Annotated in this window: 21 protein-coding genes; 14 read left to right on the top strand and 7 right to left on the bottom strand. The window is 40.7% G+C overall.

Translation table 11 applies throughout. The features are described 5' to 3' along the window. Positions 1–193: 193 nt before the first annotated feature. The 7 genes from CD00_RS18510 to CD00_RS0114040 all read left to right on the top strand — a co-directional run bounded on the left by CD00_RS18510 (position 194) and on the right by CD00_RS0114040 (position 5953). Complete coding sequence (locus tag CD00_RS18510; RefSeq protein ID WP_051594220.1) at positions 194–1501, top strand: SH3 domain-containing protein; 1308 nt, start codon at positions 194–196, stop codon at positions 1499–1501. 25 nt (positions 1502–1526) lie between these two features. Then, positions 1527–2012, top strand: a complete 486-nt coding sequence (locus tag CD00_RS19510; protein WP_051594221.1) for a glycosyl hydrolase family 18 protein — start codon at positions 1527–1529, stop codon at positions 2010–2012. A 1-nt stretch (position 2013) separates the two neighbouring features. Continuing rightward, complete coding sequence (locus tag CD00_RS0114020) at positions 2014–3072, top strand: L-threonylcarbamoyladenylate synthase (RefSeq protein WP_026656528.1); 1059 nt, start codon at positions 2014–2016, stop codon at positions 3070–3072. Between the two features lie 87 nt (positions 3073–3159). Further along, entirely contained in the window at positions 3160–3588 is a 429-nt protein-coding gene (gene rpiB, locus CD00_RS0114025; protein ID WP_026656529.1) for a ribose 5-phosphate isomerase B, read from the top strand. 33 nt (positions 3589–3621) lie between these two features. After that, on the top strand, positions 3622–4251 hold the full coding sequence (upp, locus tag CD00_RS0114030) for a uracil phosphoribosyltransferase (RefSeq protein WP_026656531.1): 630 nt from the start codon (positions 3622–3624) through the stop codon (positions 4249–4251). Positions 4252–4260: 9 nt separating this feature from the next. Continuing rightward, positions 4261–4743 carry a deoxycytidylate deaminase gene (locus CD00_RS0114035; RefSeq protein ID WP_026656532.1) on the top strand — a complete coding sequence of 161 codons (483 nt, stop codon included), beginning with the start codon at positions 4261–4263 and terminating at the stop codon, positions 4741–4743. Between the two features lie 13 nt (positions 4744–4756). Next, positions 4757–5953: a cell wall hydrolase gene (locus CD00_RS0114040; protein ID WP_242838977.1), complete on the top strand. Its 1197-nt coding sequence runs from the start codon at positions 4757–4759 to the stop codon at positions 5951–5953. On the opposite strand, the gene CD00_RS0114045 is transcribed toward CD00_RS0114040, so the two are convergent. After that, positions 5947–6453 carry a DUF402 domain-containing protein gene (locus CD00_RS0114045; RefSeq protein ID WP_242827224.1) on the bottom strand — a complete coding sequence of 169 codons (507 nt, stop codon included), beginning with the start codon at positions 6451–6453 and terminating at the stop codon, positions 5947–5949. The genes CD00_RS0114040 and CD00_RS0114045 overlap by 7 nt on opposite strands. 52 nt (positions 6454–6505) lie before the next feature. On the opposite strand from CD00_RS0114045, the gene CD00_RS0114050 reads away from it, so the two are divergent. Both CD00_RS0114050 and CD00_RS0114055 read left to right on the top strand, forming a co-directional pair. Beyond that, positions 6506–9229 (top strand): hypothetical protein, encoded by a 2724-nt coding sequence (locus tag CD00_RS0114050; RefSeq protein WP_026656535.1) that lies wholly within the window; start codon positions 6506–6508, stop codon positions 9227–9229. Positions 9230–9297: 68 nt separating this feature from the next. Beyond that, positions 9298–10032 carry a DNA/RNA non-specific endonuclease gene (locus CD00_RS0114055; protein WP_034462149.1) on the top strand — a complete coding sequence of 245 codons (735 nt, stop codon included), beginning with the start codon at positions 9298–9300 and terminating at the stop codon, positions 10030–10032. A gap of 111 nt (positions 10033–10143) precedes the next feature. On the opposite strand, the gene CD00_RS0114060 is transcribed toward CD00_RS0114055, so the two are convergent. Beyond that, entirely contained in the window at positions 10144–10773 is a 630-nt protein-coding gene (locus tag CD00_RS0114060) for a lactate utilization protein (RefSeq protein ID WP_026656537.1), read from the bottom strand. Between the two features lie 143 nt (positions 10774–10916). On the opposite strand from CD00_RS0114060, the gene CD00_RS0114065 reads away from it, so the two are divergent. Continuing rightward, positions 10917–11570, top strand: a complete 654-nt coding sequence (locus CD00_RS0114065; RefSeq protein WP_026656539.1) for an HAD family hydrolase — start codon at positions 10917–10919, stop codon at positions 11568–11570. Between the two features lie 36 nt (positions 11571–11606). On the opposite strand, the gene CD00_RS0114070 is transcribed toward CD00_RS0114065, so the two are convergent. The 4 genes from CD00_RS0114070 to murC form a co-directional block, all read right to left on the bottom strand. Beyond that, complete coding sequence (locus CD00_RS0114070; RefSeq protein ID WP_026656540.1) at positions 11607–12821, bottom strand: ribose-phosphate pyrophosphokinase; 1215 nt, start codon at positions 12819–12821, stop codon at positions 11607–11609. Then, on the bottom strand, positions 12821–13804 hold the full coding sequence (locus CD00_RS0114075; protein WP_026656541.1) for an ATP-binding protein: 984 nt from the start codon (positions 13802–13804) through the stop codon (positions 12821–12823). The genes CD00_RS0114070 and CD00_RS0114075 overlap by 1 nt, the downstream gene beginning before the upstream one ends. 159 nt (positions 13805–13963) lie before the next feature. Beyond that, positions 13964–15067: a DnaD domain protein gene (locus tag CD00_RS0114080; protein ID WP_242827223.1), complete on the bottom strand. Its 1104-nt coding sequence runs from the start codon at positions 15065–15067 to the stop codon at positions 13964–13966. A gap of 275 nt (positions 15068–15342) precedes the next feature. After that, positions 15343–16737, bottom strand: a complete 1395-nt coding sequence (murC, locus tag CD00_RS0114085; protein ID WP_026656543.1) for a UDP-N-acetylmuramate--L-alanine ligase — start codon at positions 16735–16737, stop codon at positions 15343–15345. 249 nt (positions 16738–16986) lie between these two features. On the opposite strand from murC, the gene CD00_RS0114090 reads away from it, so the two are divergent. Genes CD00_RS0114090 through spoVG form a run of 3 tightly spaced genes read left to right on the top strand, consistent with a single transcriptional unit; the run spans position 16987 to position 19709 of the window. Continuing rightward, the gene (locus tag CD00_RS0114090; RefSeq protein WP_026656544.1) at positions 16987–18255 is read left to right on the top strand and encodes a glucose-1-phosphate adenylyltransferase; all 1269 of its coding nucleotides are present in this window, start codon (positions 16987–16989) and stop codon (positions 18253–18255) included. A 1-nt stretch (position 18256) separates the two neighbouring features. Beyond that, positions 18257–19375, top strand: a complete 1119-nt coding sequence (gene glgD, locus CD00_RS0114095) for a glucose-1-phosphate adenylyltransferase subunit GlgD (protein ID WP_026656545.1) — start codon at positions 18257–18259, stop codon at positions 19373–19375. 55 nt (positions 19376–19430) lie between these two features. Then, the gene (gene spoVG, locus CD00_RS0114100) at positions 19431–19709 is read left to right on the top strand and encodes a septation regulator SpoVG (RefSeq protein WP_026514385.1); all 279 of its coding nucleotides are present in this window, start codon (positions 19431–19433) and stop codon (positions 19707–19709) included. A gap of 78 nt (positions 19710–19787) precedes the next feature. Here spoVG and CD00_RS0114105 read toward each other — a convergent pair whose 3' ends face one another. Beyond that, positions 19788–20069 carry a hypothetical protein gene (locus tag CD00_RS0114105; RefSeq protein ID WP_026656547.1) on the bottom strand — a complete coding sequence of 94 codons (282 nt, stop codon included), beginning with the start codon at positions 20067–20069 and terminating at the stop codon, positions 19788–19790. 200 nt (positions 20070–20269) lie between these two features. On the opposite strand from CD00_RS0114105, the gene CD00_RS19515 reads away from it, so the two are divergent. After that, positions 20270–21382 (top strand): Ig-like domain-containing protein, encoded by a 1113-nt coding sequence (locus CD00_RS19515; RefSeq protein ID WP_051199179.1) that lies wholly within the window; start codon positions 20270–20272, stop codon positions 21380–21382. Positions 21383–21479 lie beyond the last annotated feature (97 nt).

Consider the following 21479-nt stretch of genomic DNA (forward strand, 5'->3'; position numbering starts at 1 on the left):
AGACCTTTTGGCTCTCGTTTCGGATAGAATGTCCCCAAAACAGCAATAAAAACATCAAATGAAATTTTTATAAAGAGGCACCCCGCCATAACATATACAATAAATAGTTAAATATATTGCTTTAGGGGACATTCATAATGACGTATAGTTAATAGTCTGTTATAATAGAGGGCGATTGTAAAGGAGCTAGATAATGACAAGAAGAAATACAAGACGAAGACCAAGCCCCAATTCCAGAAGGAGATCCGGGTCCGGATCAAGATCCAGAAGAGGATCTCGCAGAAGACCAAGAAGGAGATTCAATCCGGCGGTTTTTATAATCGCCCTTATTTTTATTTTAGGAGCAGTTTTCGTAGTTCAAAGTGGCGAAGATTTAGAGTCACTTGCTCATATGTTTTCATATAGTAATAAAAAAGCAGATCTCAAAGCCTATTTTGACATAAAGGGTAAAGATGATGTAGCGATCGTACTTGGTGATGAGTACATAGAGAAAAGAGCAAAGCTCTGGGACGGCGAGTATTACGTAGACCTTGAAGTTATTCGAAACAACATTAATCCTAAATTCTACTACAGTAAAGAAGACGGTACGCTGAAGTATACAACTCCGGATACCATCATTACATCGAATATAGGTGAGAATACCTGGACCGATTCAAAAGGCGGTTCGGGTGAAGAGAAGTTTGTTATTTCCAAAGAGGGAGATGATACCCTCTATGTTGCGCTTGATTATGTAAAACAATACAGTAATTTCGCATATGAAGCGTTTACTGAGCCCAATCACATTCAACTGACTGCGAAATGGGATGAACAGGCTGTTGCTACTATTGCAAGAAAGACTGACCTTAGAATAAAGGGCGGTCCTAAGAGTGATGTCATCAGAAAACTGAATAAAGGCGAGGATGTAGTACTTCTTGAAGAGTTTGAAAATTGGGTCAAGGTAAAGAGTGCCGATTCATTTATCGGTTATATTGAAAAAAAGAAACTTAAGGATCCCAGAAAGGTTACTCCTGATCCGGTTACAGACTATCAGGAGCCTGAATATACAAGAATTAAAAAGGATCAGTTGATAAATCTCGGATTCCATTGTATCGGATCTGAAGCCGGAAATGCGACACTTACGGATTGTCTTGCCAATACAAAGGGACTTAACGTAATTGCACCACAGTGGCTCTATATTGCAGAGGCCGATGGTACCGTAGGAAGTATCGGTTCTGCTGATTATGTCAAGCAAGCTCATGAAGCCGGAATGGATGTATGGGTAGTCTTTGATGACATGAGAAATAAGGAAAACTTTAAGCTTATGGACCTTCTTCCTTATGCAGAGAAGAGAGCTAAGATTATAAAGGAAGCTTTGGCTCAGGTTACTCTTTTGGGAGCGGATGGCTTAAACCTTGACTTTGAGAGTATTTTGCAAGAAGAGAAATCTCAGCCGTTTATCGAGTTTGTAAGAGAAATGTCAATCGCGTGTAGATCACAGGGAATAGTTTTTTTCTATAGATAACTATTATCCTATCTACAATAAGTTTATGAACATAAAAGAACAGGGAATAGTTGCCGATTATATCGTATTGATGGGATATGATGAGCATACGGACGGAAGTGCTGAGCCGGGACCTGTTGCGTCCATTGGCTTTGTTGAGCAGGGTATTGACCTGGTACTTCAGGATGTGGATCCTTCGAAGGTAATTAATGCAGTACCTTTCTATTGCCGTGCTTGGAAGGAAGGAGACGGAAAATATAACAGTGTTGTTCAGCATATGAATAATGTGCAGGATTTCCTTTCGACAAACGGAATATCTGTTTCATGGGATGAAGAAACAGGCCAGAATTACGGCGAAGGAACTTCAAAAGACGGCACTAATTATAAAATCTGGGTGGAAGATACCCAGTCTCTGGCAAAGAAGCTGGAAGCAATGAAAGCAAGAAATCTTGCAGGAGTCGCAGAGTGGGCAATCGGATTTGAAACAAGTGATGCCTGGGATGTAATCGCAAGTTATACAGAGGGACAGTAAGTTGGAAACTGAGCTGGTAGTAATAGATGAGAATAATATCAATGCCGAGGCTGAGAATGCGATAAGGCACGCCGGAGAGATCATTAAACGCGGCGGACTTGTGGCATTTCCGACTGAGACAGTATATGGTCTGGGCGGAGATGCCCTTAATCCCGAATCTTCAAAAAAGATATATGCGGCTAAGGGAAGACCGTCTGACAATCCGCTTATAGTCCATGTTGCAGATATAAAAGATCTTGAACTTATAACAGAGGGAGTCTCGGAAGCGGCAAGAAAGCTTGCTGACGCGTATTGGCCGGGCCCTCTTACCATGATAATGAATAAAAGCGACAAGGTACCGCTTGAAACAACAGGTGGTCTTGGTACGGTGGCTATCAGAATGCCGAACAACAAGATCGCGCTTGAGCTTATTAAGGCTTCAGGCGGATATATTGCGGCACCGAGCGCAAATACGTCGGGACGCCCAAGTCCTACGGTTGCAAGATACTGTGTAGAAGACCTTGATGGCAAGATAGATATGATAATCGACGGCGGACAAGTAGGAATAGGACTTGAGTCTACGATTGTCGACCTTACATCTGATGTTCCAATGATCTTAAGACCGGGATATATAACTGCGGATATGATAGAGAAGGTACTTGGCAAGGTCAGCATAGATAAGACTATCATAGACAGTTCTTCGACACTTAAGCCCAAGGCGCCGGGAATGAAGTACAAACACTACGCACCAAAGGGAACTCTTACTATAGTAAGCGGACCTCAGGACAAGGTTGTCGAATATATAAACGGCGAGACTGATAAGGCAAAGAAAGAAGGCAAGAGGACCGGAGTAATAGGAACCGATTCAACGACTTCTTTATACAACGCTGATGCAGTAAAGAGCCTTGGAAAAAGAGAAGATGAAAATACAATAGCGCATGAACTTTTCAAGGCACTCAGAGAATTTGACGATGAAGGCGTAGATGTTATGTTTTCTGAATCATTTGATGACAGCGGAATAGGGCAGGCAATTATGAACAGGCTCTTAAAAGCCGCAGGACATAATGTGGTATCCTTATAAAGGATTTGTATTATAATATGATATAGAGCCACGGGAACAGCCTATGATCGGGCAGTTCTCATATTATTACGAAAAGAGGAAACAGGCATGATAGCACTTGGAAGTGATCACGGCGGATTTGACCTTAAAGAGGTTGTAAAAGAGCATTTGCAGAAAAGAGGATTCGAGGTAAAGGATTTTGGTACTTATAACAAAGAATCCTGCGATTATCCCGAATTTGGAAGAGCGGCAGCAGAGGCTGTAGCGAGCGGAGAGTGCGAAAAAGGCATTGTAATCTGCACTACCGGAATTGGAATTTCGATTGTGGCAAATAAAGTCAAAGGCGTAAGATGTGCACTTTGCTCAGAGACAACATCAGCCAGACTTACAAGAGAACACAATGATGCTAATATGCTTGCAATGGGAGGTGGACTTGTAGGAGATCTGCTTGCTCTTGAGATAGTTGATACATTCCTTGATACGGAATTTTCTAATATGGAGAAACACAGTCGCAGAATTTCCAAAATTGAGGAATAACTTATGGGGGACTCTTTAAGCTAGGAGGACAGCATGGGAAAAGTAGTAATCATGGATCATCCTTTGATTCAGCATAAAATAGGTTATATCAGAAGAATTGATACGGGAACAAAAGACTTCAGACAGACAATAAGCGAGATTGCAATGCTTATCTGTTATGAAGCAACAAGAGAACTTCAGTTACACGATGTTGAGATTGAAACACCTATATGCAAGACAACCGTTAAGGAACTAAAGGGCAGGAAACTCTGCGTAGTTCCTATTTTGCGTGCAGGTCTTGGAATGGTGGACGGAATGCTTGCACTTATTCCTGCAGCTAAGGTTGGACATATCGGACTTTACAGAGATCCCGAGACACTTAAGCCTGTAGAGTATTATTGCAAGATGCCTGCAGATGTTTCAGAGAGAGAAATATTTGTGGTAGACCCTATGCTTGCGACAGGCGGATCTTCTGTTGCAGCTATAAATATGCTTAAAGAAAAGGGATGTAAACACATTCATTTCATGTGTATAATCGCAGCTCCCGAGGGACTTAAAGCGATGCAGGAAGCACATCCCGATGTAGACATATATGTAGGCTCTTTGGATGAAAAGTTAAATGAACACGGCTATATAGTTCCCGGACTCGGAGATGCCGGTGACAGAATTTTCGGAACCAAATAAGGAGCAGACATGAAGAGAGAAGACTATATATCATGGGATGAGTATTTCATGGGAGTTGCCAAGCTTGCGGCTATGAGGTCAAAAGATCCGAATACGCAGGTTGGCAGTTGCATAGTCAGTGAGGATAACAACATTCTTTCCATGGGGTACAACGGATTTCCCAAGGGGTGTTCGGATGAGGATTTTCCCTGGGAACGTGACGGAGAAGATGAACTTTCTACGAAGTATCCTTTCGTTACGCACAGTGAGCTTAACGCCATTTTGAACTACAGAGGCGGAAGCCTTGTCGGCGCTAAGATTTATGTATCTCTTTTCCCTTGTAATGAGTGCGCGAAAGCAATCATTCAGGCCGGGATAAAGACGGTTGTATATGACAGCGACAAATACGAATCTTCCGCAACAACGCGTGCTTCAAAGAAAATGTTTGATGCAGCGGGTGTAAGATATTATAAATATGAGCGAAGCGGAAGAGATATAAAAATTACTATTTGATCAAGAATGGTATATGAGAAAAGTCGGGGTTAGGGGTAAATCAACTAAAAAGTTCGGAATGCTCTTTTCTCTTATGGCATCGATAATGACAGCTATCTTGCTGGGCCTGTCGATGTCTCCTATTTCGTATGCCACGGAATCTACCAAGAAACAGCTTCAGGATGCAAAAGACAGAAAAGCCCAATCAGAAAATGAATTAGATACCAAGAAAAAAGATATTGAAGAGATGAACGAGGAAAAGTCATCTTTGCAAGGTCAGCTTAATACGCTCAATACACAGCTTAGCGAAGTAAGTAACAATCTTGAACAGATTGAGGAACAGATAGGAAGCAAAGAAAATGAGATTGAGAATACACTGGCAGAACTTGACGCTGCAAAGCAGGATCAGGAGAACCAGTATGTTTCCATGAAAAAGCGTATTCAGTTTATCTATGAGAAGCAGAACTTCATGGTAATGGAGATGGTTTTCGGCTTCAGTAATTTTTCGGATTTTCTCAATCAGAATCAGTATATTGAGCAGCTTACTTCTTATGACAGAAGGAAGCTTACGGAATATATTCAGATAAAAGAGCTGATCGAGGAAAAAGAGGAAACTCTTGAGAGCGAGAAAGAGCAGCTTGATATGTATCATGCCAAACAACAGGCTGAACAAAGCAGAGTTGCGGGACTCGTGAGCCAGACTTCGGGAACAATTCAGCAGTATGCAAATGATATATCTGACGCGGAAGCAAAGGCTGAGGAGATTGAAGCACAGATAAAAGCGCAGGAAGAAGATATAAAGCAGCTCGAAGCAAAACTTGCGGAAGAGATGCGACTTTCCAAATTGGCAGCGGCATCTACATGGAGAGATATTTCGGAAGTAACGTTTGCCGAAGGGGACAGGTATCTGCTTGCAAACCTCATATATTGTGAAGCAGGAGCAGAGCCTTATGAGGGAAAGGTCGCAGTAGGTGCGGTCGTGATAAACAGGGTGCTTAGTTCTGTTTATCCGGATACAGTTGTTGGTGTGATTTACCAGAATAGGCAGTTTTCGCCTGTTGCGAGCGGAAGACTTGCTCTTGCACTTGCTGAAGGGCGTGCTACCGCATCATGTTTTCAGGCAGCGGATGAGGCCATGAAAGGCTATTCGAATGTCGAAAACTGCGTATATTTCAGAACTCCTATTCCCGGTCTTTCGGGACGTAATATCGGAGGACATGTATTTTACTGATCTTGCCCGGATATGATTTCTTCTATGGGCGCTGTCAGTGAAGATATGCCATTTTCGTAGATTTCGTTAAGGAGTCTGTTCAGAGAGAGCAGGCTTTTTTTGAGCAAAGACTCGTTGATTAGTTTTTTTTCAAAAGCTTCGGATAATTCATCAAGATCGTCAATCTTCATCTTGCCGTCGGGAAAGATTATGACATCGGCAAGAAGATCGATCACGGTAAGTGTATTGGACTTTGTATCGCGGTCATAGGTTATGATGTCAAAGTACCAGCGCGAAAGAGTGTTGTCGGCTTTGAGAAATTTGCTGATCTTGTAGCCCTCTTTGAAGTAGTAGCAGGAATAGCCGTTGCATATATCAGATCTTTTTTTGAGAGCTTTCCATTTGGTGATCATGACAGAGTCGTCAAGCTTAAGAATCTCGTCATCCTTAAGTTCAACGCATTCATCCGGTATGAAACGTTTTCGATATAGAACAGGATAATTCATATTTTTCCTTTCCATATTGATGATTATATTATGAAAATATTACTATTATTAAATTTGAAAGTCAATTATGCGTGATAATACTATCAAAAAAACAACTATTAAAATTGCATATTTTTTCGGCATTCTGATCATTTCAATATTTGTGATCAGCAAGTTGTCTAACATCGATAAGGCTGATATGACCGCTAAGATGTCTCCGGCATCGCTTCCTGTCATAACCATGCGGAGCGGCGATAAAGAGGTTAATCCTCTTCACGGGTATCTGTCGGAGGTTAACGCCAACTATGTAAGGGGAACGGTTTGGCCGATAAATGCGGACCGTACCATGTCTTTTAAAATCAATACTTTCGGTCAGAAGATATCGAATGTGGGATTTGAGCTTAGAAATATCGGTAAAGACAATAGACTTATTGCCGATGAGGATCAGACTGAATTCAAAGAGCATGATAATACCATTGATTGTAAGATTCAGCTTGCGCCTGTTGCGGACCTTATTTTGGCCGGAAGAGAGTATATGCTTGTTATAAAGGTTGAGGTCAATAATTCTGTGGCAAAGTACTATACGAGGATTGTCTGGACGGAAGAAGATGAGACGAGATACAACATCGACAACGAGATAGACTTTATAACAGGCTTTTCTGAAGCTACGTTCGACAGGGAAAAAGCAAAAGCTGAATATGCGAAGTACCTTGAGACAGATAAAGATAAAGAGAAGAATGATACTTTTTCCAGAGTTAATCTGCACAGCAGCTTCGATCAAGTGACGTGGGGAACTCTTCTTGATAAGAGTACTGTGGATACCAAGAGCAAGAATAATAACGGTCTGGGAAAAGATAAGGATAAAGAAGAGGAAACGGTTGATGTCAGGATAACCGATCATACCAAACCTCAGATATATGTAAATGATATCCAGAGTGATGTCGGAACTTATAAGCTTCAGTACAGAGTGACCACTCAGGAAGGTAATGACAACAGATTATATAATGTCACGGAAGTTTATAGGGTAAAGTGGACAAAGAAGAGGCCGTTCATTTTGAATTTCGAAAGAAAAATGAACTGTATTTTTGATACGTCTTCTTATTCTGTCGGTAAGAATTCAATTACGCTGGGAATCTGTGAACCGGATTTTGAATTTAAGGAAAGCGGCGGAGTAAGCGAAGGTGGAAGTGTATTTGCATTTGTAAGTGAGAACAGGCTTTTTTCCTATAACAATGTAGATGGTCGTCTTGCATATATTTTTGGATTCTATGACAAAGAGAATGACGACATAAGAGCGAACTGGGATAACAACAAGGTAAAGATTCTTAATGTGGATGAAGACGGCGATGTGCGTTTTGTTGTTGCCGGATACATGAACAGAGGTATACATGAAGGAAGAGTCGGTATAGCGGTGTATAACTACAGTGCTTCATTAAATGCTGTTGAAGAGCAGGTATTTATTGAATGCGGACAGGCTGCGGAAATCCTTGAAGATTGCGTGGATACACTTGCTTATGTAAATGACAGTAACATACTTTATATAATGCTCGATCAGAATATCTATGAGGTTAATCTCACAGACAGAACTTATAATCTTGCCGTTGAAGATATAGGTGCAGGATCGTATAAGATTTCGGAATCAGAGGGAACAATTGCATGGCAGGGAGATGATCTGACCAAATTTGATGTAATGAATCTTGATACGAAAGTAAAAGAAGAGATAACAGCTGAAAATGGCGAAAAGGTAATCCTTATGGGATTTAGGGGTGAAGATTTTGTCTATGGATTCGTAAGGGCCGGAGATGTAGCTAAGGATCAGCTGGGCAATCCTTTATATCTGATGTATAGAATACAGGTTCATAATATGGCGGCACTGCAGGAAGGCAGCAAGCCTTTGGATGACAGGGAGGTGCCGAGTGAATACGGTTATGTAACGGGTATTAAGAAAATCGGTAAGCAGATTAATTTCTATTCCGTGAAAAAGAATGAAAACGGCGAATATGAGAGTACTGATGAACTTGGAATGGAGAATGATTATGTCTTCAAGTATACTCAGGAGGACAAAGAGGTCAGAAACAAAGTAACTCAGGTTGCGGTTGATGAGTATGAGAAGATTGTTCAGATCAGCACCAAAAATGAAATAAAGTCTAAGCAGATAAGAGTTCTTACACCTAATCAGATTTTGTTTGAAGAGAGCAGAAACGTTGAGGTGGAACTTAAACGAGATGCGGGAAAAAATCCTTTTTATTATGTATATGATATGAAAGGAAAGGCAAAAGTTTACACCGATTCTGCGAAGGCTGTTAAGGATGCTGAGCTTAAGTTCGGAGCGGTTGTCGGAGATACCAATAATTATATTTGGAGAAAGGGCGACAGGCTTTCATATAACCGTATCGGTTCGCTTACAGAGAAGATAGAGAACTATGAGGGTATTACAACAAAGAATCCCACAGCGGTTTGTATCGATCTTATTTTGTATCACTATGGCGGAAGAAATGTGGATGTCGAATCTTCGCTTGCAAGCGGAAACAGTGTTGAAGACATTTTGAGGTCGCAGTTTACCGATGCAAATATAGTTAAGCTTGACGGATGTGCGCTTGATACAGTTTTGTACTACATAAGTAAGGGTCTTCCCGTAATGGCATTTTTGAATAATGATGATGCCGTAATGCTTCTTGGATATGACAATCAGAATATTGATTATTTGGATCCGAGAGCGGGAAGAATTCAGAAGCTTGGCATGACTGATGCGAAAGATTGGTTTGCTAAAAACGGAAATCATTTCATTTCTTATGTACCTAATGAAAAATAAGCAAAGTTTTCTGAAAAAACATACTTAGGACACAGGATTTTCACTTTAGTGTAGCAGAATAGCTTAATATGGCTAGGAAAAAGAAGAAAAAAACAAAACTGACTGCACACTACAAAAAAATCATGGCGTTGCTTTCACTACTTTGCGCGGTTTATTTTTCCGTTTTTTATCCGGAATTATTACCTGATACAAGTGTTACAAGTAGTGTAAGCGCAGAAACTGATTATTCAGGAAACGCCTCTGTAGAGGTAAATGGTAATAAACCTACATTTACCGAGGATGAGATTGTTGATCAATCGTTTGAAAGATATGGTGAACAGGATGCTCTTGGAAGGTGTACAACAGCAGTCGCCTGTGTTGGACAGGATATTATGCCTACCGAGAAGCGCGAATCTATTGCAAGGATAAAGCCTACAGGCTGGAAGCAAAATAAGTATCCGGGAGTTGTAAAATCAAAGCCTCCGTACTTATATAACAGATGCCACCTTATCGGATTTCAGCTGACCGGAGAGAATGACAATGACAAGAACTTCGTGACGGGAACAAGATACTTGAACGTGGATGGGATGCTTCCGTATGAAAATATGGTTGCGTCATATGTAAAGGAGAGTGGTAATCACGTAATGTATCGTGTTACACCTGTATTTGAAGGCGATAACCTTTTATGCAGCGGAGTGAATATCGAGGCACTGTCTGTTGAGGACGGCGGAGCAGGAATATGCTTTAATGTGTTTTGCTATAATGTTCAGCCCGGAGTAGTGCTAAATTATGCCGACGGCAGCAACTGGCTTGAAGAAATTTAAGATAATACTGATTGAATCAGGGTTTTAGAATTATAAAGTATATAAAGAAGGAAGATATAATAAAAAAGTTGGAGAATACCTCCAACTTTTTTATTATTCATATTACTAAGATCAGAATCCAAGAGTGTCATTTACAAGGATAACGTGGATTCTCTCTGCATGCCTGGAAAAGCGTGTTACGAGGAACTGACAACAAATTGTGTCAGGTGATTTGCAGTCCATGCATGAACCTGTTTTGCAGCATGGTGTGTTTAGCCCAAAGCGCTGAGCGTTTATAGGCGCTGCAACGTTTCTTGCTCTTTTAAGGGCGCTGTCAACGTCCGGGCATACTTTGTTCATGCCAACGATAAATACAACCTTTTTGGGACCCTGAGCGATTGCAGAGACACGGTTTGCGTTTCCGTCAATGTTGACAAGGACGCCGTCTTCCGTAATCGCATTTGCGCTTGAGAGAAAGACATCTGCATCGTAGGCAGCAAGCATGGCTGCGCGCTTATCTTCATATGCATCTCTGTCGATAAAGTTATAGTTGCCTTCTTTTAATGTCTGTACAAGACCAATCTCGTGAGCGCTCATTGCGCCGCCCATAGTTACGCTTGAACCGGTGGGAATCAGAACCATTGCGAGTTTAAGTGCTTCTTCTTTGGAAGATGCAAAATATCCACTCATATTTCTTGATTCAAGACCCTTTATCACTTTCTGTGCAAGCAGGGTATTTCTTTTCGTAATGTTTTCGTTTATTGCCATAGAAACCTCCTTAGTCGAACGATTAAGAAATCATATAGGTAATTATATTACAAAGTATTGTGGGATAGGAATATAAATAATACGAAGTCATGGTATTATAGGATAGTGGAAAAAGCAGATAGAGTGAGGGTATAGATTTGGATAAAAAAGCAGAAGCAGTGATCTTTGATCTCGACGGGACTTTGACTGATACGGAGAAGTATTATCAGATTGCGTGGCCAAAGGCACTTGCGCATTTCGGATATACCATGGAAAAAGAGAAGGCGCTTGAACTTAGGTCTCTTGGGAGGCCTTTTGCACCTGCGAAATTCAAAGAGTGGTACGGCGAAGACTTTAACTATATGAAAGTAAGAGAGTACAGAAAAGGTCTTGTCGAAGAGATGATACGCGAGAGCGGAATACCACTTAAGTTTGGGGCAAAAGAGATACTTACCTGGCTTCGTGAAAACGGAATACTTACATGTATTGCTACAGCCAATGATTATGAGAGGACTGAGCGTTATCTTAAAAAGATAGGACTATTTGAATACTTTGATAAGATAATATGTGCAAACATGGTAGAAAAAGGAAAGCCCGCGCCTGATATATATGCATATGCGTGTGAGCAACTTGGACTTTCACCGGACAGAACATTTGCTGTTGAAGATTCACCAAACGGCGTGATGAGCGCATACCGCGCAGGTTGCAATGTTATCATGATTCCCGATCTGACGCAGCCTGATGAAGAATTGCAGAAGGTACTATATAAGAAGATTGATTCTTTGATCAATATAAAAGAACTGTTTAGTTGAGTGGATTCCATTCAACTAAACAGTTCGTATTTTTTATCAGATTTTTTTCTCTGCTTCAAGTGAAGCCTTAAGCTCGCCGCTGTTGTATCTTTCAATAATACTGTTGATTCTCTCAACAGGATTGAGAAGATCGCTGATAGAAGCGTCGTGGTTAAGAGTATCGATAAGGTAAGCAATATACTTACTCATATCACAGCTTATGTACCATTCACGAGAGAGAAGCTCAGGTGTCTGATAGATAAGGTTTGTTGTGAAGACTTTATCTATGATACCGTTCTTGTATGCTTCATCAAATACATCGAGTCCGCCTGTGAAAAGACCAAATGTTGAGAAAGCATAGATTCTTGCAGCTTTACGCTCTTTAAGAGCCTTGGCAACATCAAGAAGACTTTCGCCTGAGGAGATCATATCGTCGACAATGATAACAGATTTGCCTTCAACACTTGTTCCAAGGAACTCGTGAGAAACGATAGGATTTCTTCCGTTTACAACCTGTGTATAGTCACGACGCTTGTAGAACATTCCCACATCGAGACCGAGCACACTTGCAAGATAGATTGCACGGCTCATTCCGCCTTCATCCGGGCTTATTACCATCATGTTGTCTGAATCAATCTTGAGATCCCAGACATTTCTAAGAAGTGCTTTGATAAACTGATATGTTGTTCTAACGGTCTCAAAACCGTTAAGAGGAATAGCATTCTGTACTCTCGGATCGTGAGCATCAAATGTAATGATGTTGTCTACGCCCATGCTTACAAGTTCCTGAAGGGCAATAGCACAGTCCAAAGATTCTCTTGAATTTCTCTTATGCTGTCTTGATTCATAGAGGAAAGGCATGATAACGGTTATTCTTCTGGCTTTTCCTCCGACAGCAGCGATAATTCTCTTAAGATCCTGATAATGATCATCAGGAGACATGTGATTTTCTCTGCCAAACATTGAGTATGTCTGTGAATAGTTACAAACATCTACAAGAAGAAAGAGGTCATCTCCACGAACGGAAGTTTTAATAACACCTTTTGCTTCACCTGTTCCGAATCTCGGTACCTCTGCTTCAAGGATATAAGATGGTCTTTCATAACCTGTAAAGGCCAAGCTTCCTTTGTGTTCGTTTTCTCTTTCGGCTCTCCATTTTACGAGATAGTAATCAACCTTTTCAGCCAAGGTCTTAACACCTTTTAATGGAATGATTCCCAATGATCCAACGGGAATTGTTTCCAGATTACGTTTCTCTTCTTTTTTAGGCATTACTGAAAATCCTCACTTTCTTTTATGGCAATCTTTTTGATTTTCCTGATGTCAGGACCTGAGAGCTTTAGCAGTTTATAGTTGCTAGCAACTCTTGAAAAAATACGGTCCGAATATATAATCTGTACTTCTTCCAAAGACAGATTAGTGTTAATGATTGTTGACTTCTTGCGAAGATCTCGTTCATTTAAGCATGAAAAAAGCTCGGAAGACACGAAACTGTTTGTGCGCTCCGTACCGAGATCATCTATTATAAGAAGTTCACAGTTATAGATATCATCATATATTCCGCGAAGTTCTTGTTTGTTCTTGTAGTCAAATGAATTTTCTGCCAGAAGTTCAAACAAGCCCGATGAGCTGAAATAAATCACGGAGTGTCCCTTTTTTAGCAGCTCATTGGCAACACAAGTAGACAGGAATGATTTGCCAACACCCACTGTACCATAAATGAAAAGATTTTGGTAGTCAGAGTTAAAAGAGTTTACAAAAAGTTCAGCGGTCTTTAGCGCACCGCGGAATCTCTGCAGATCGTCGCCCTGATAATATTTTTCATTTACAAGTTTAAAGTTGGCAGTCTTTGCCATTTCTTTGAGATTTGATCTGTCGTAGAGCTTTTCAATTATCTTTTGCTTGAAACAGTGACATTTTTCATTACCGATATAACCTGTATCTTTGCAATAAGGGCAGGAGTAGCCCATATCGAGATAATCATCGGAAAATCCGGATTCGGTAAGAAGCAATTTTTTTTGACGGGCGAGTTCTGCCAGCTGGTGCCTTAACACCGAGCGGTCAAGCCTTTCGCCTGAAAGAAGTCTTTTTCCGAAATCAACGCTTATGGTAGAGGACTTGTCCTCCAGTTCCCTGTATCCGGGGATGGTTTCGTAGACGGAGCGCTTTCGCTCCTCGAGTTCCTGTCTGTGAAGAGAGCGCATCTCTTCATAAGTGTGCATTATTTCATCGAATTGCGCGTTGGTCAATGCCATATGTTTATACCTTTCAAAATGCAAATCGCTACACTATTCGTTTCGCTTACATACTTATGCCCTGTACGTGTTTCAGGGAAGGCTTGTGCCGCCACCGAGCCAAAGTACAGGGCCGAGTATGTATGTACCCGTATCTGATTCCCCAATCAAATATGAGCATCAGTTGTCCAAAAGCTGCTTCTCAAGCTCAGCAAAATTATATGTATTTTGCTGGAACTGATTAAAGCGGTTCTGGACTCCGCTTGGGCGAATATATGATTCGTCGGAGCGGATTTTGGTATTAATGGATGCCACGGAAGCCTTCGATCTCTTTTTGCGGAGATCTTCAGTGAAGTCAGCATCAAGTCTGGCAATATCCTCCCTTGAAGAAACATTGTTGGCATGCCAGTTTCGAAGAATTGAGTCACAATATTTGAGACGATTCTTCTGTGTCGCCATAACAGTACGGTCGCAGGCTTCCATAATGATATCCATTGAAAAACCCAACTCCCTACGCCACGATTTAATGAAGTTTCCTTCTTTTTCCGTGGGACTATTTTCCATACCGAGTGCCTTCATGATCTCGATTATCTCGTGATCATGTTTGAAATTCTCCACGCGAGCCTGTTTTGGCGTTTTGATGCCTTGCTGAGTCCAGTTTATTGCGACTTTTTCCACATACCTGAAATCAGCCTTATGATTATCGACGCAATATTGCATCAGATAGTCCAAAAGATCATCAGAAAACTTAAGTTCATCCTTTATGTAGAACAGAGTCATAAGCTCTGTCGATGTAAGAGGTCTTTTAAAATACTGTTCTGCAGGGAACACGATATTCGCAGCGGAAGACTGTTTGAAAGCACTGAGTTCAGCGGCAGTATAGTTAGGTTTTGCCTTAATTGTGCTTTCGGGTTTGGAAGCGGGAACAGTTCTCATAATTGGTTCGCTCTTGCGTGGAGCGACCGGTTTCTGAGAAGTAATATCTTCCATATGTATTCCTATAAGTGTATCCGAGTTGTCGTATTCAAGACTGATAAGACCCTTTTTCTCCCAGTACTTGAGAGCACGCACTACGTCCTTCTCGGTATGGTTGAATTTATCTGCCAACGCAGAAACGCTTGTAGGCAGATTGGCCTTCATCATGCGCAACAAATAAAGGTAGATCTTTATCTGCGCATCGTTAGCATCCTGCATGTATTCATCTATAAAGATATTTGAAACACTGGTAGAATCCTCCCCCACCTTAGTACTGATAGTTACTCGCCCCATCATCTCTCTAATCACCTGCTTTACTTTTTCATCACATGTAGGATTATAGCATGGTAATTTTTAATATGATATGGGAAAAGTGACGAAGAGAAGCGGAATCTGAGCGTCTTGCAAAAAGTGGAAATCTTTGTGGATAATGTGGATAACGTGGATTATTATTAAAAAAATCTAAAAAAACAGCCAAACTCTCAAAAAGACCGGGAAAATAGGTCTTGTTGAAAAGTCTGACTGTTATCCACGAAGAATGTATTTTATAAATTGAACCAAAAAAGTGGAAAAGTGGAAAAGTATTACTTACCAAGTAGCTCGTTGCCGATTTTTACTACATCTCCGGCACCCATGGTTATCAACAAATCTCCTTTAGTGCAATTTTGCAAAAGAAATTTTTCGACTTCTGAAAAGCCATCTAAAGTAGGAAAATACGTGCAATCATGGCCGAGTTCAACAATCTTGTCACAGAGGGTACGTGAGCTGATGCCCAATGTATCTGTCTCTCTTGCGGCATAGATGTCAACAAGTACCACTTTATCGGCAAATGAAAGTGCTTCGGCAAATTCATCAAGAAGTGCCTTGGTTCTTGTATATGTGTGTGGCTGGAATACGCACCATATCTTGTTGTGTGGATAATTCTGCGCTGCAGTGAGCGTAGCCTTTATCTCTGTGGGATGGTGGGCGTAGTCATCAATGATGGTAACACCGTGTATTTCTCCCTTGTGTTCGAAACGGCGGCTTGTGCCTCCGAATAATGAAAGAGCTTTTGTTGCCACATCGGAATCTATTCCGAGAATATTGCTTACAGCGATTGAAGCAAGCGCATTGTACACATTGTGAAGTCCCGGTACCGCGAGCTTGACATCAAGCACTTTTCCGCCGGGGATATGAGCCTTAAATGAAGGATTTCCGTGCTCATCATATTCTATATCAGAAGGATAGTAGTCAAAATCTTCTTTTGAACCGTATGTTATTATTTCACAGCCCAGTCCTTCTGTGATCGCGCCAACGTTCTCGATGTCACCGTTTATTACGAGTGTTCCGTCATCGGGAAGAAGATGTGCGAATTTGGAAAAAGAGTTTCTTATATCATCAAGATCCTTGAAGAAATCAAGGTGATCCGCATCTATATTGGAAATAACACTGATCTTAGGGAAGAAGCTGAGGAAACTGTTAGTGTACTCACAAGCTTCGGTAACAAAGAAATCAGATTTTCCTACGCGGATATTTCCGCCTATGTCGCTGAATACGCCACCGATTGAAAGTGTGGGATCTGTATCTGCTTCAAGAAGAATCTTTGAAAGCATTGAAGTAGTCGTAGTTTTCCCGTGAGTTCCGCTGATCGCGATGGGAATCTTATACTCCTTCATTATCTGACCGAGAAGCTCGGCTCTTGTCAAAATGGGAATATTTGCTGCCTTTGCAGCCATGAACTCCGGATTGTCGGGATGGATGGCAGCTGTATGTACAACAACGTCAATAGGGCTCGCATCTGTGATATTCTGAGCACACTGACCGTACATAATGTTAACTCCAAGGTCGGAAAGAGCTTTTGTCATTGGGGATTCTTTTGAATCCGAACCTGAAACTTTGAATCCTTTCTCTATTAATATATGAGCAAGACCGCTCATTGAGATACCGCCTATCCCCATAAAATAAACGTGCGATGGCTTACTGAAATCAATTGTGTACATAAAAAACCCTCATTTCATAGAATACGTTTTATAACGTAATCTATATTGTAACACGATTTTTTACAAAGTCAAAAACGGAAACCTGATTGAGTGAAAATATATTCTATATTTAGAGTATTTATGTTTTTTAAATAATATGTTTATGATATACTCATATATAAGAGGTAACATTTTTTTCTGTAATACAGGACAGTGAGTTTGGTGTATCAAAAACCGGCAGCTATAGCCGGATCCGCAACGAGGTGGAACATGATAAAAAAAGAGATGATCGCCATGCTGCTGGCGGGGGGCCAGGGAAGCAGATTAGGAGTGTTGACAGCAAAGATGGCAAAGCCGGCTGTCTCTTTTGGTGGAAAGTATCGAATTATCGATTTTCCGCTTAGTAACTGTATCAATTCTGGAGTGGACACTGTGGGTGTTCTTACACAGTATCGTCCGCTTAGGCTTAATTCTCACATTGGAATAGGTATACCGTGGGATCTTGATCGAAATTTCGGAGGAGTCACGGTTCTTCCTCCTTATGAAAAAAGCTCCAACAGTGAATGGTATACCGGTACTGCCAATGCTATTTACCAAAACTTTGAGTATATGGAAAATTATAATCCGGATTATGTACTGATCCTTTCGGGAGATCATATATATAAGATGGATTATGAGACTATGCTTGACTTTCACAAATCAAGCGGAGCGGATGTAACCATTGCGGTTATGCCGGTTCCGATGGAGGAAGCAAGCAGGTTCGGAATAATGATCGCAGATGAAAATAAGAAGATCGTGGATTTCGAGGAAAAACCTGAGCATCCAAGAAGCAATCTCGCATCAATGGGTATATACATTTTTTCCTGGGAAGCTTTAAAAGATTCTCTTATTAACAATAAGGATCAGTCGGGACTTGATTTTGGTAAGCATATTATTCCTTATTGCAAGGAACAGGGATTGTCATTATATGCATACGAGTTTGACGGCTATTGGAAAGATGTGGGAACTCTTACATCATACTGGCAGGCAAACATGGAGCTTATAGACATTGTCCCCGAATTCAACCTCTATGAGGAATACTGGAAGATATACACTTCCAGCGGGGTTCAACCGCCTCAGTATCTGGGACCCGAAAGCGCCGTTGAGAGAAGTATCATCGGCGAAGGCTGTGAGATTTACGGAAAGGTGTACAGCTCAGTTATCAGCCCCGGAGTAAAGATCGGGAAAGGTACTGTGGTCAGCAATTCAATAATAATGAATGAGACCGTTATTGGTGAGGGTTGCAACATAGAAAAAGGAATCATCGCCGAGAAGGTTACTATAGGAAACAACGTAAGAATCGGAGCTTTTGAGGAAAAAGAAAACGACTCGAAGCCCAATATCTATTGTGAAGGTCTCTGCACTATCGGAGAGAAGTCGGTTATTCCCGACAATGTGACGATTGGAAAGAATACGGTTATCTCGGGTGTGACTGCTGAAAAGGATTACAGCGACGGTAAACTTGACAGCGGCAAGACACTAGATAAGGCAGGTGATTGATATGAGGGCGATTGGCATAATTTTAGCGGGCGGCAGCAGTAGCAGGATGCAGGAATTATCCCAGAAGAGAGCGGTTTGCGCAATGCCTGTGGCAGGTTTTTACAGAAGTATCGATTTTGCCCTGAGTAATATGACAAACTCTCATATTCAGACGGTTGCCGTATTTACTCAGTACAATGCGGGAAGCTTAAATGCACACTTGAGTTCATCCAAGTGGTGGGACTTTGGTAGAAAGCAGGGCGGCTTATATGTATTTACCCCGGCGGTAAAAGCATCCGGAAACTTATGGTACAGGGGAACGGCTGATGCGATTGCGCAGAATCTTGATTTCCTCAGAGCGTGCCATGAACCGTATGTGATCATTACTTCCGGTGACTGCGTTTACAAGATGGACTACGGAAAACTCCTCGAATACCATATACAGAAACAGGCCGATATAACGGTTGTGTGTAAGGATATGCCGGCAAACACGGATACCGAGAGATTCGGAACTGTGAGAATGAATGAAGAGAGCCGGATAGAGGAATTTGAAGAAAAGCCTGTAATATCGCGGTCGAATACGATATCCTGCGGAATATACGTGGTCAGACGAAGGCAACTCATTGAACTTATTGAGAAGGCTGATAAAGAAGGGCGATATGATTTTGTGCGTGACATTCTTGTCAGATACAAAGATATGAAGCGCATCTACGGATACAAGATAAAAGAGTACTGGAACAACATCGCTTCCGTTGAAGATTACTTCCGGACGAATATGGATTTCCTGAAAGCGGAGATAAGACAGTATTTCTTTAGAGAATATCCGGGAATCTACACGAAAGTCGTAGACCTTCCACCCGCCAAGTACAACGTAGGAGTTAATGTAAAAAACAGCATTATCTCCAGCGGATGCATCATAAACGGAACAATAGAAGATTCCGTAATATTTAAAGGTGCTTTTATAGGAAACAATTGTTACATTAAGAATGCTATCATCTTAAATGATGTTTACATCGGCGACAATACACATATTGAGAACTGTATCGTTGAAAGTCACGGCACGATCCAGGCAAACTCTTACTACAAGGAAGATGACGGCATTAAAATAGTTATTGAAAATAACGAAAGATACATGATCTAAGTAAACCATTACTGCAGACTTCATGAAATTTATTTGACCAAGAGGGGGTTATATGATGAAGATAACAGACGTCAGAGTAAGAAAAGTTACAAAACAAGGAAAAATGCGCGCAATCGTATCGGTTACATTTGAGAATGAATTTGTTGTTCATGACATCAAGGTAATCGAAGGCGAGAGAGGCTTGTTCATTGCAATGCCCAGCAAGAAGTCTACGGACGGCGAATATCGTGACATCGCACATCCGATCAACTCAGATATGAGAAAGGTTCTTCAGGACACAATCCTGGAAGCTTATGATAAAGCAGCCGCAGAAGACAGCGAGGGGGAAGCGTGACATAACGGCTGAATAGAATATTGAGTAAAAATGAGGCTTGCGGATTGAATGACCATTCCGCAAGCCTTTTTATATAAATTAAGCTTCATTCCCGTTATTTAAACGCTGATTGTTCACGCACATTGCCGCACACGCCAACGGGCATGCACTTGTAATTCCGTATGCCCCCATAAATATAAGAGCAATATACATCAGTACCATAATTACAGCTATTACGAATCCGGCATATTCATAAACATCATCAATATGCTCTTCTTTGTCGGCTCTCTTAGCAACAAGTCTTTTTGCTGCCTTGTACATAGACCATAAACATACTGTAGCCAAAAAAATGTGTAGCGAGACAATCATCACGTTTCCCATAGTATTTCCCCAGCTCCTTATTTAATTTTTTGTAATAAACCTCTGTATGATATAATAACACATTTTGTTTTGATTTATTATTCAATTTACTTATTTTGTATATTTGTTCGTCAAAAATATGTTGAATTTTCGAAAATGCATGCTATTCTTAATATATTGTGCTTACAATAACGAAAAAATGTACATTGGAGGAAAAACGTATGAAAAAGAGTCATTCATTGTTTATTTGCTTTGCACTGTTTTTATTATCATTGGTATTGTGTTGTAAACCGATAAAGGCTGCCGAGCCGACAGTAATTAATCTTAGTGAGCTTAATGAGGGAGAAAAATTAGAAATTAAGGAAGATAGTGTTCTTAATCTTGATACTGACAAAAGTCTTTTTTATATTGGCATAAACGGTCATGAATTAACTATATCCGGAAACGGAACGCTTGAGCTAAGAGGTGTTAAGTTATTTGATTCAGGAAAAATGATCCTTAATAGCGGAACGATAAAATATAGTAGTTCGGTAGCTGGTGATATTAATCTTGAAGTAAATGGCGGCTCTATTATACTTCCAGAGAATATAGGAATATATTATAAGAATATCACAATTAATGGTGGCTATATTTCCGGACATCATATCAGTACTCATTTTGACAGTGATTCAAGTATTAGAATAAATGGTGGTCACTTGGAACTTAAGGATTATATTGATAGTCCCAATTTATACATCGATGACAACATGTTTGTTGTAGAACCTTGGAATAAAGCGCCTGAACAGCTGAGGTATCCTCTTGATAATTCTTTGTACATGGAAATAAGGGCAGAGATGCATGGCGTAAAATTGATACCTAAATCCGAAGTAAAGTTTTTGTCCGGAATTTCATTTAGCGAAAATTCATTTACACTCAATCAATATGAACACAAGCAACTTGCTGTGAATTTTTTTCCGGAGAATGCTTCGAACAAAAATATTACATGGAGTAGCAGCGATAGTGCTGTGGCGTTGGTTCATCCGGATGGATTTGTTAGTGCGTTCAAACCGGGGAGTGCTGTAATTACTGCAACATCAGAAGATGGGGCATTTACTGCTTCTTGTGAAATAACTGTTTCGGATCCAGGCAGTCCGGATGGATTGGTAATAGAGGTTTCAAGTCTATTGAATACACAGCCAAATCAAACAGATATCAATGTTACATATAAAGGTTATAAACTGAAAGCTGGAATTGATTTTGTCATAAAAATAGAAAACGATGAGAACACCGGCTTATCGACAACTAAAATCATAGGACTTGACGAATGCGTTCACAATATTGATAAAATAAGATAACTTATTAGAATCTAGGCTGCATCTGAGAAACAAAACTCCGGTGCAGTCTTCTTTTTGCGCTCATAGTTGGACTATAAGCAACTTTCAAAGTATACTT

It is taken from the genome of Butyrivibrio sp. AE3003 (assembly GCF_000686065.1).
In the GTDB taxonomy this organism is placed as follows: domain Bacteria; phylum Bacillota; class Clostridia; order Lachnospirales; family Lachnospiraceae; genus Butyrivibrio; species Butyrivibrio hungatei_A.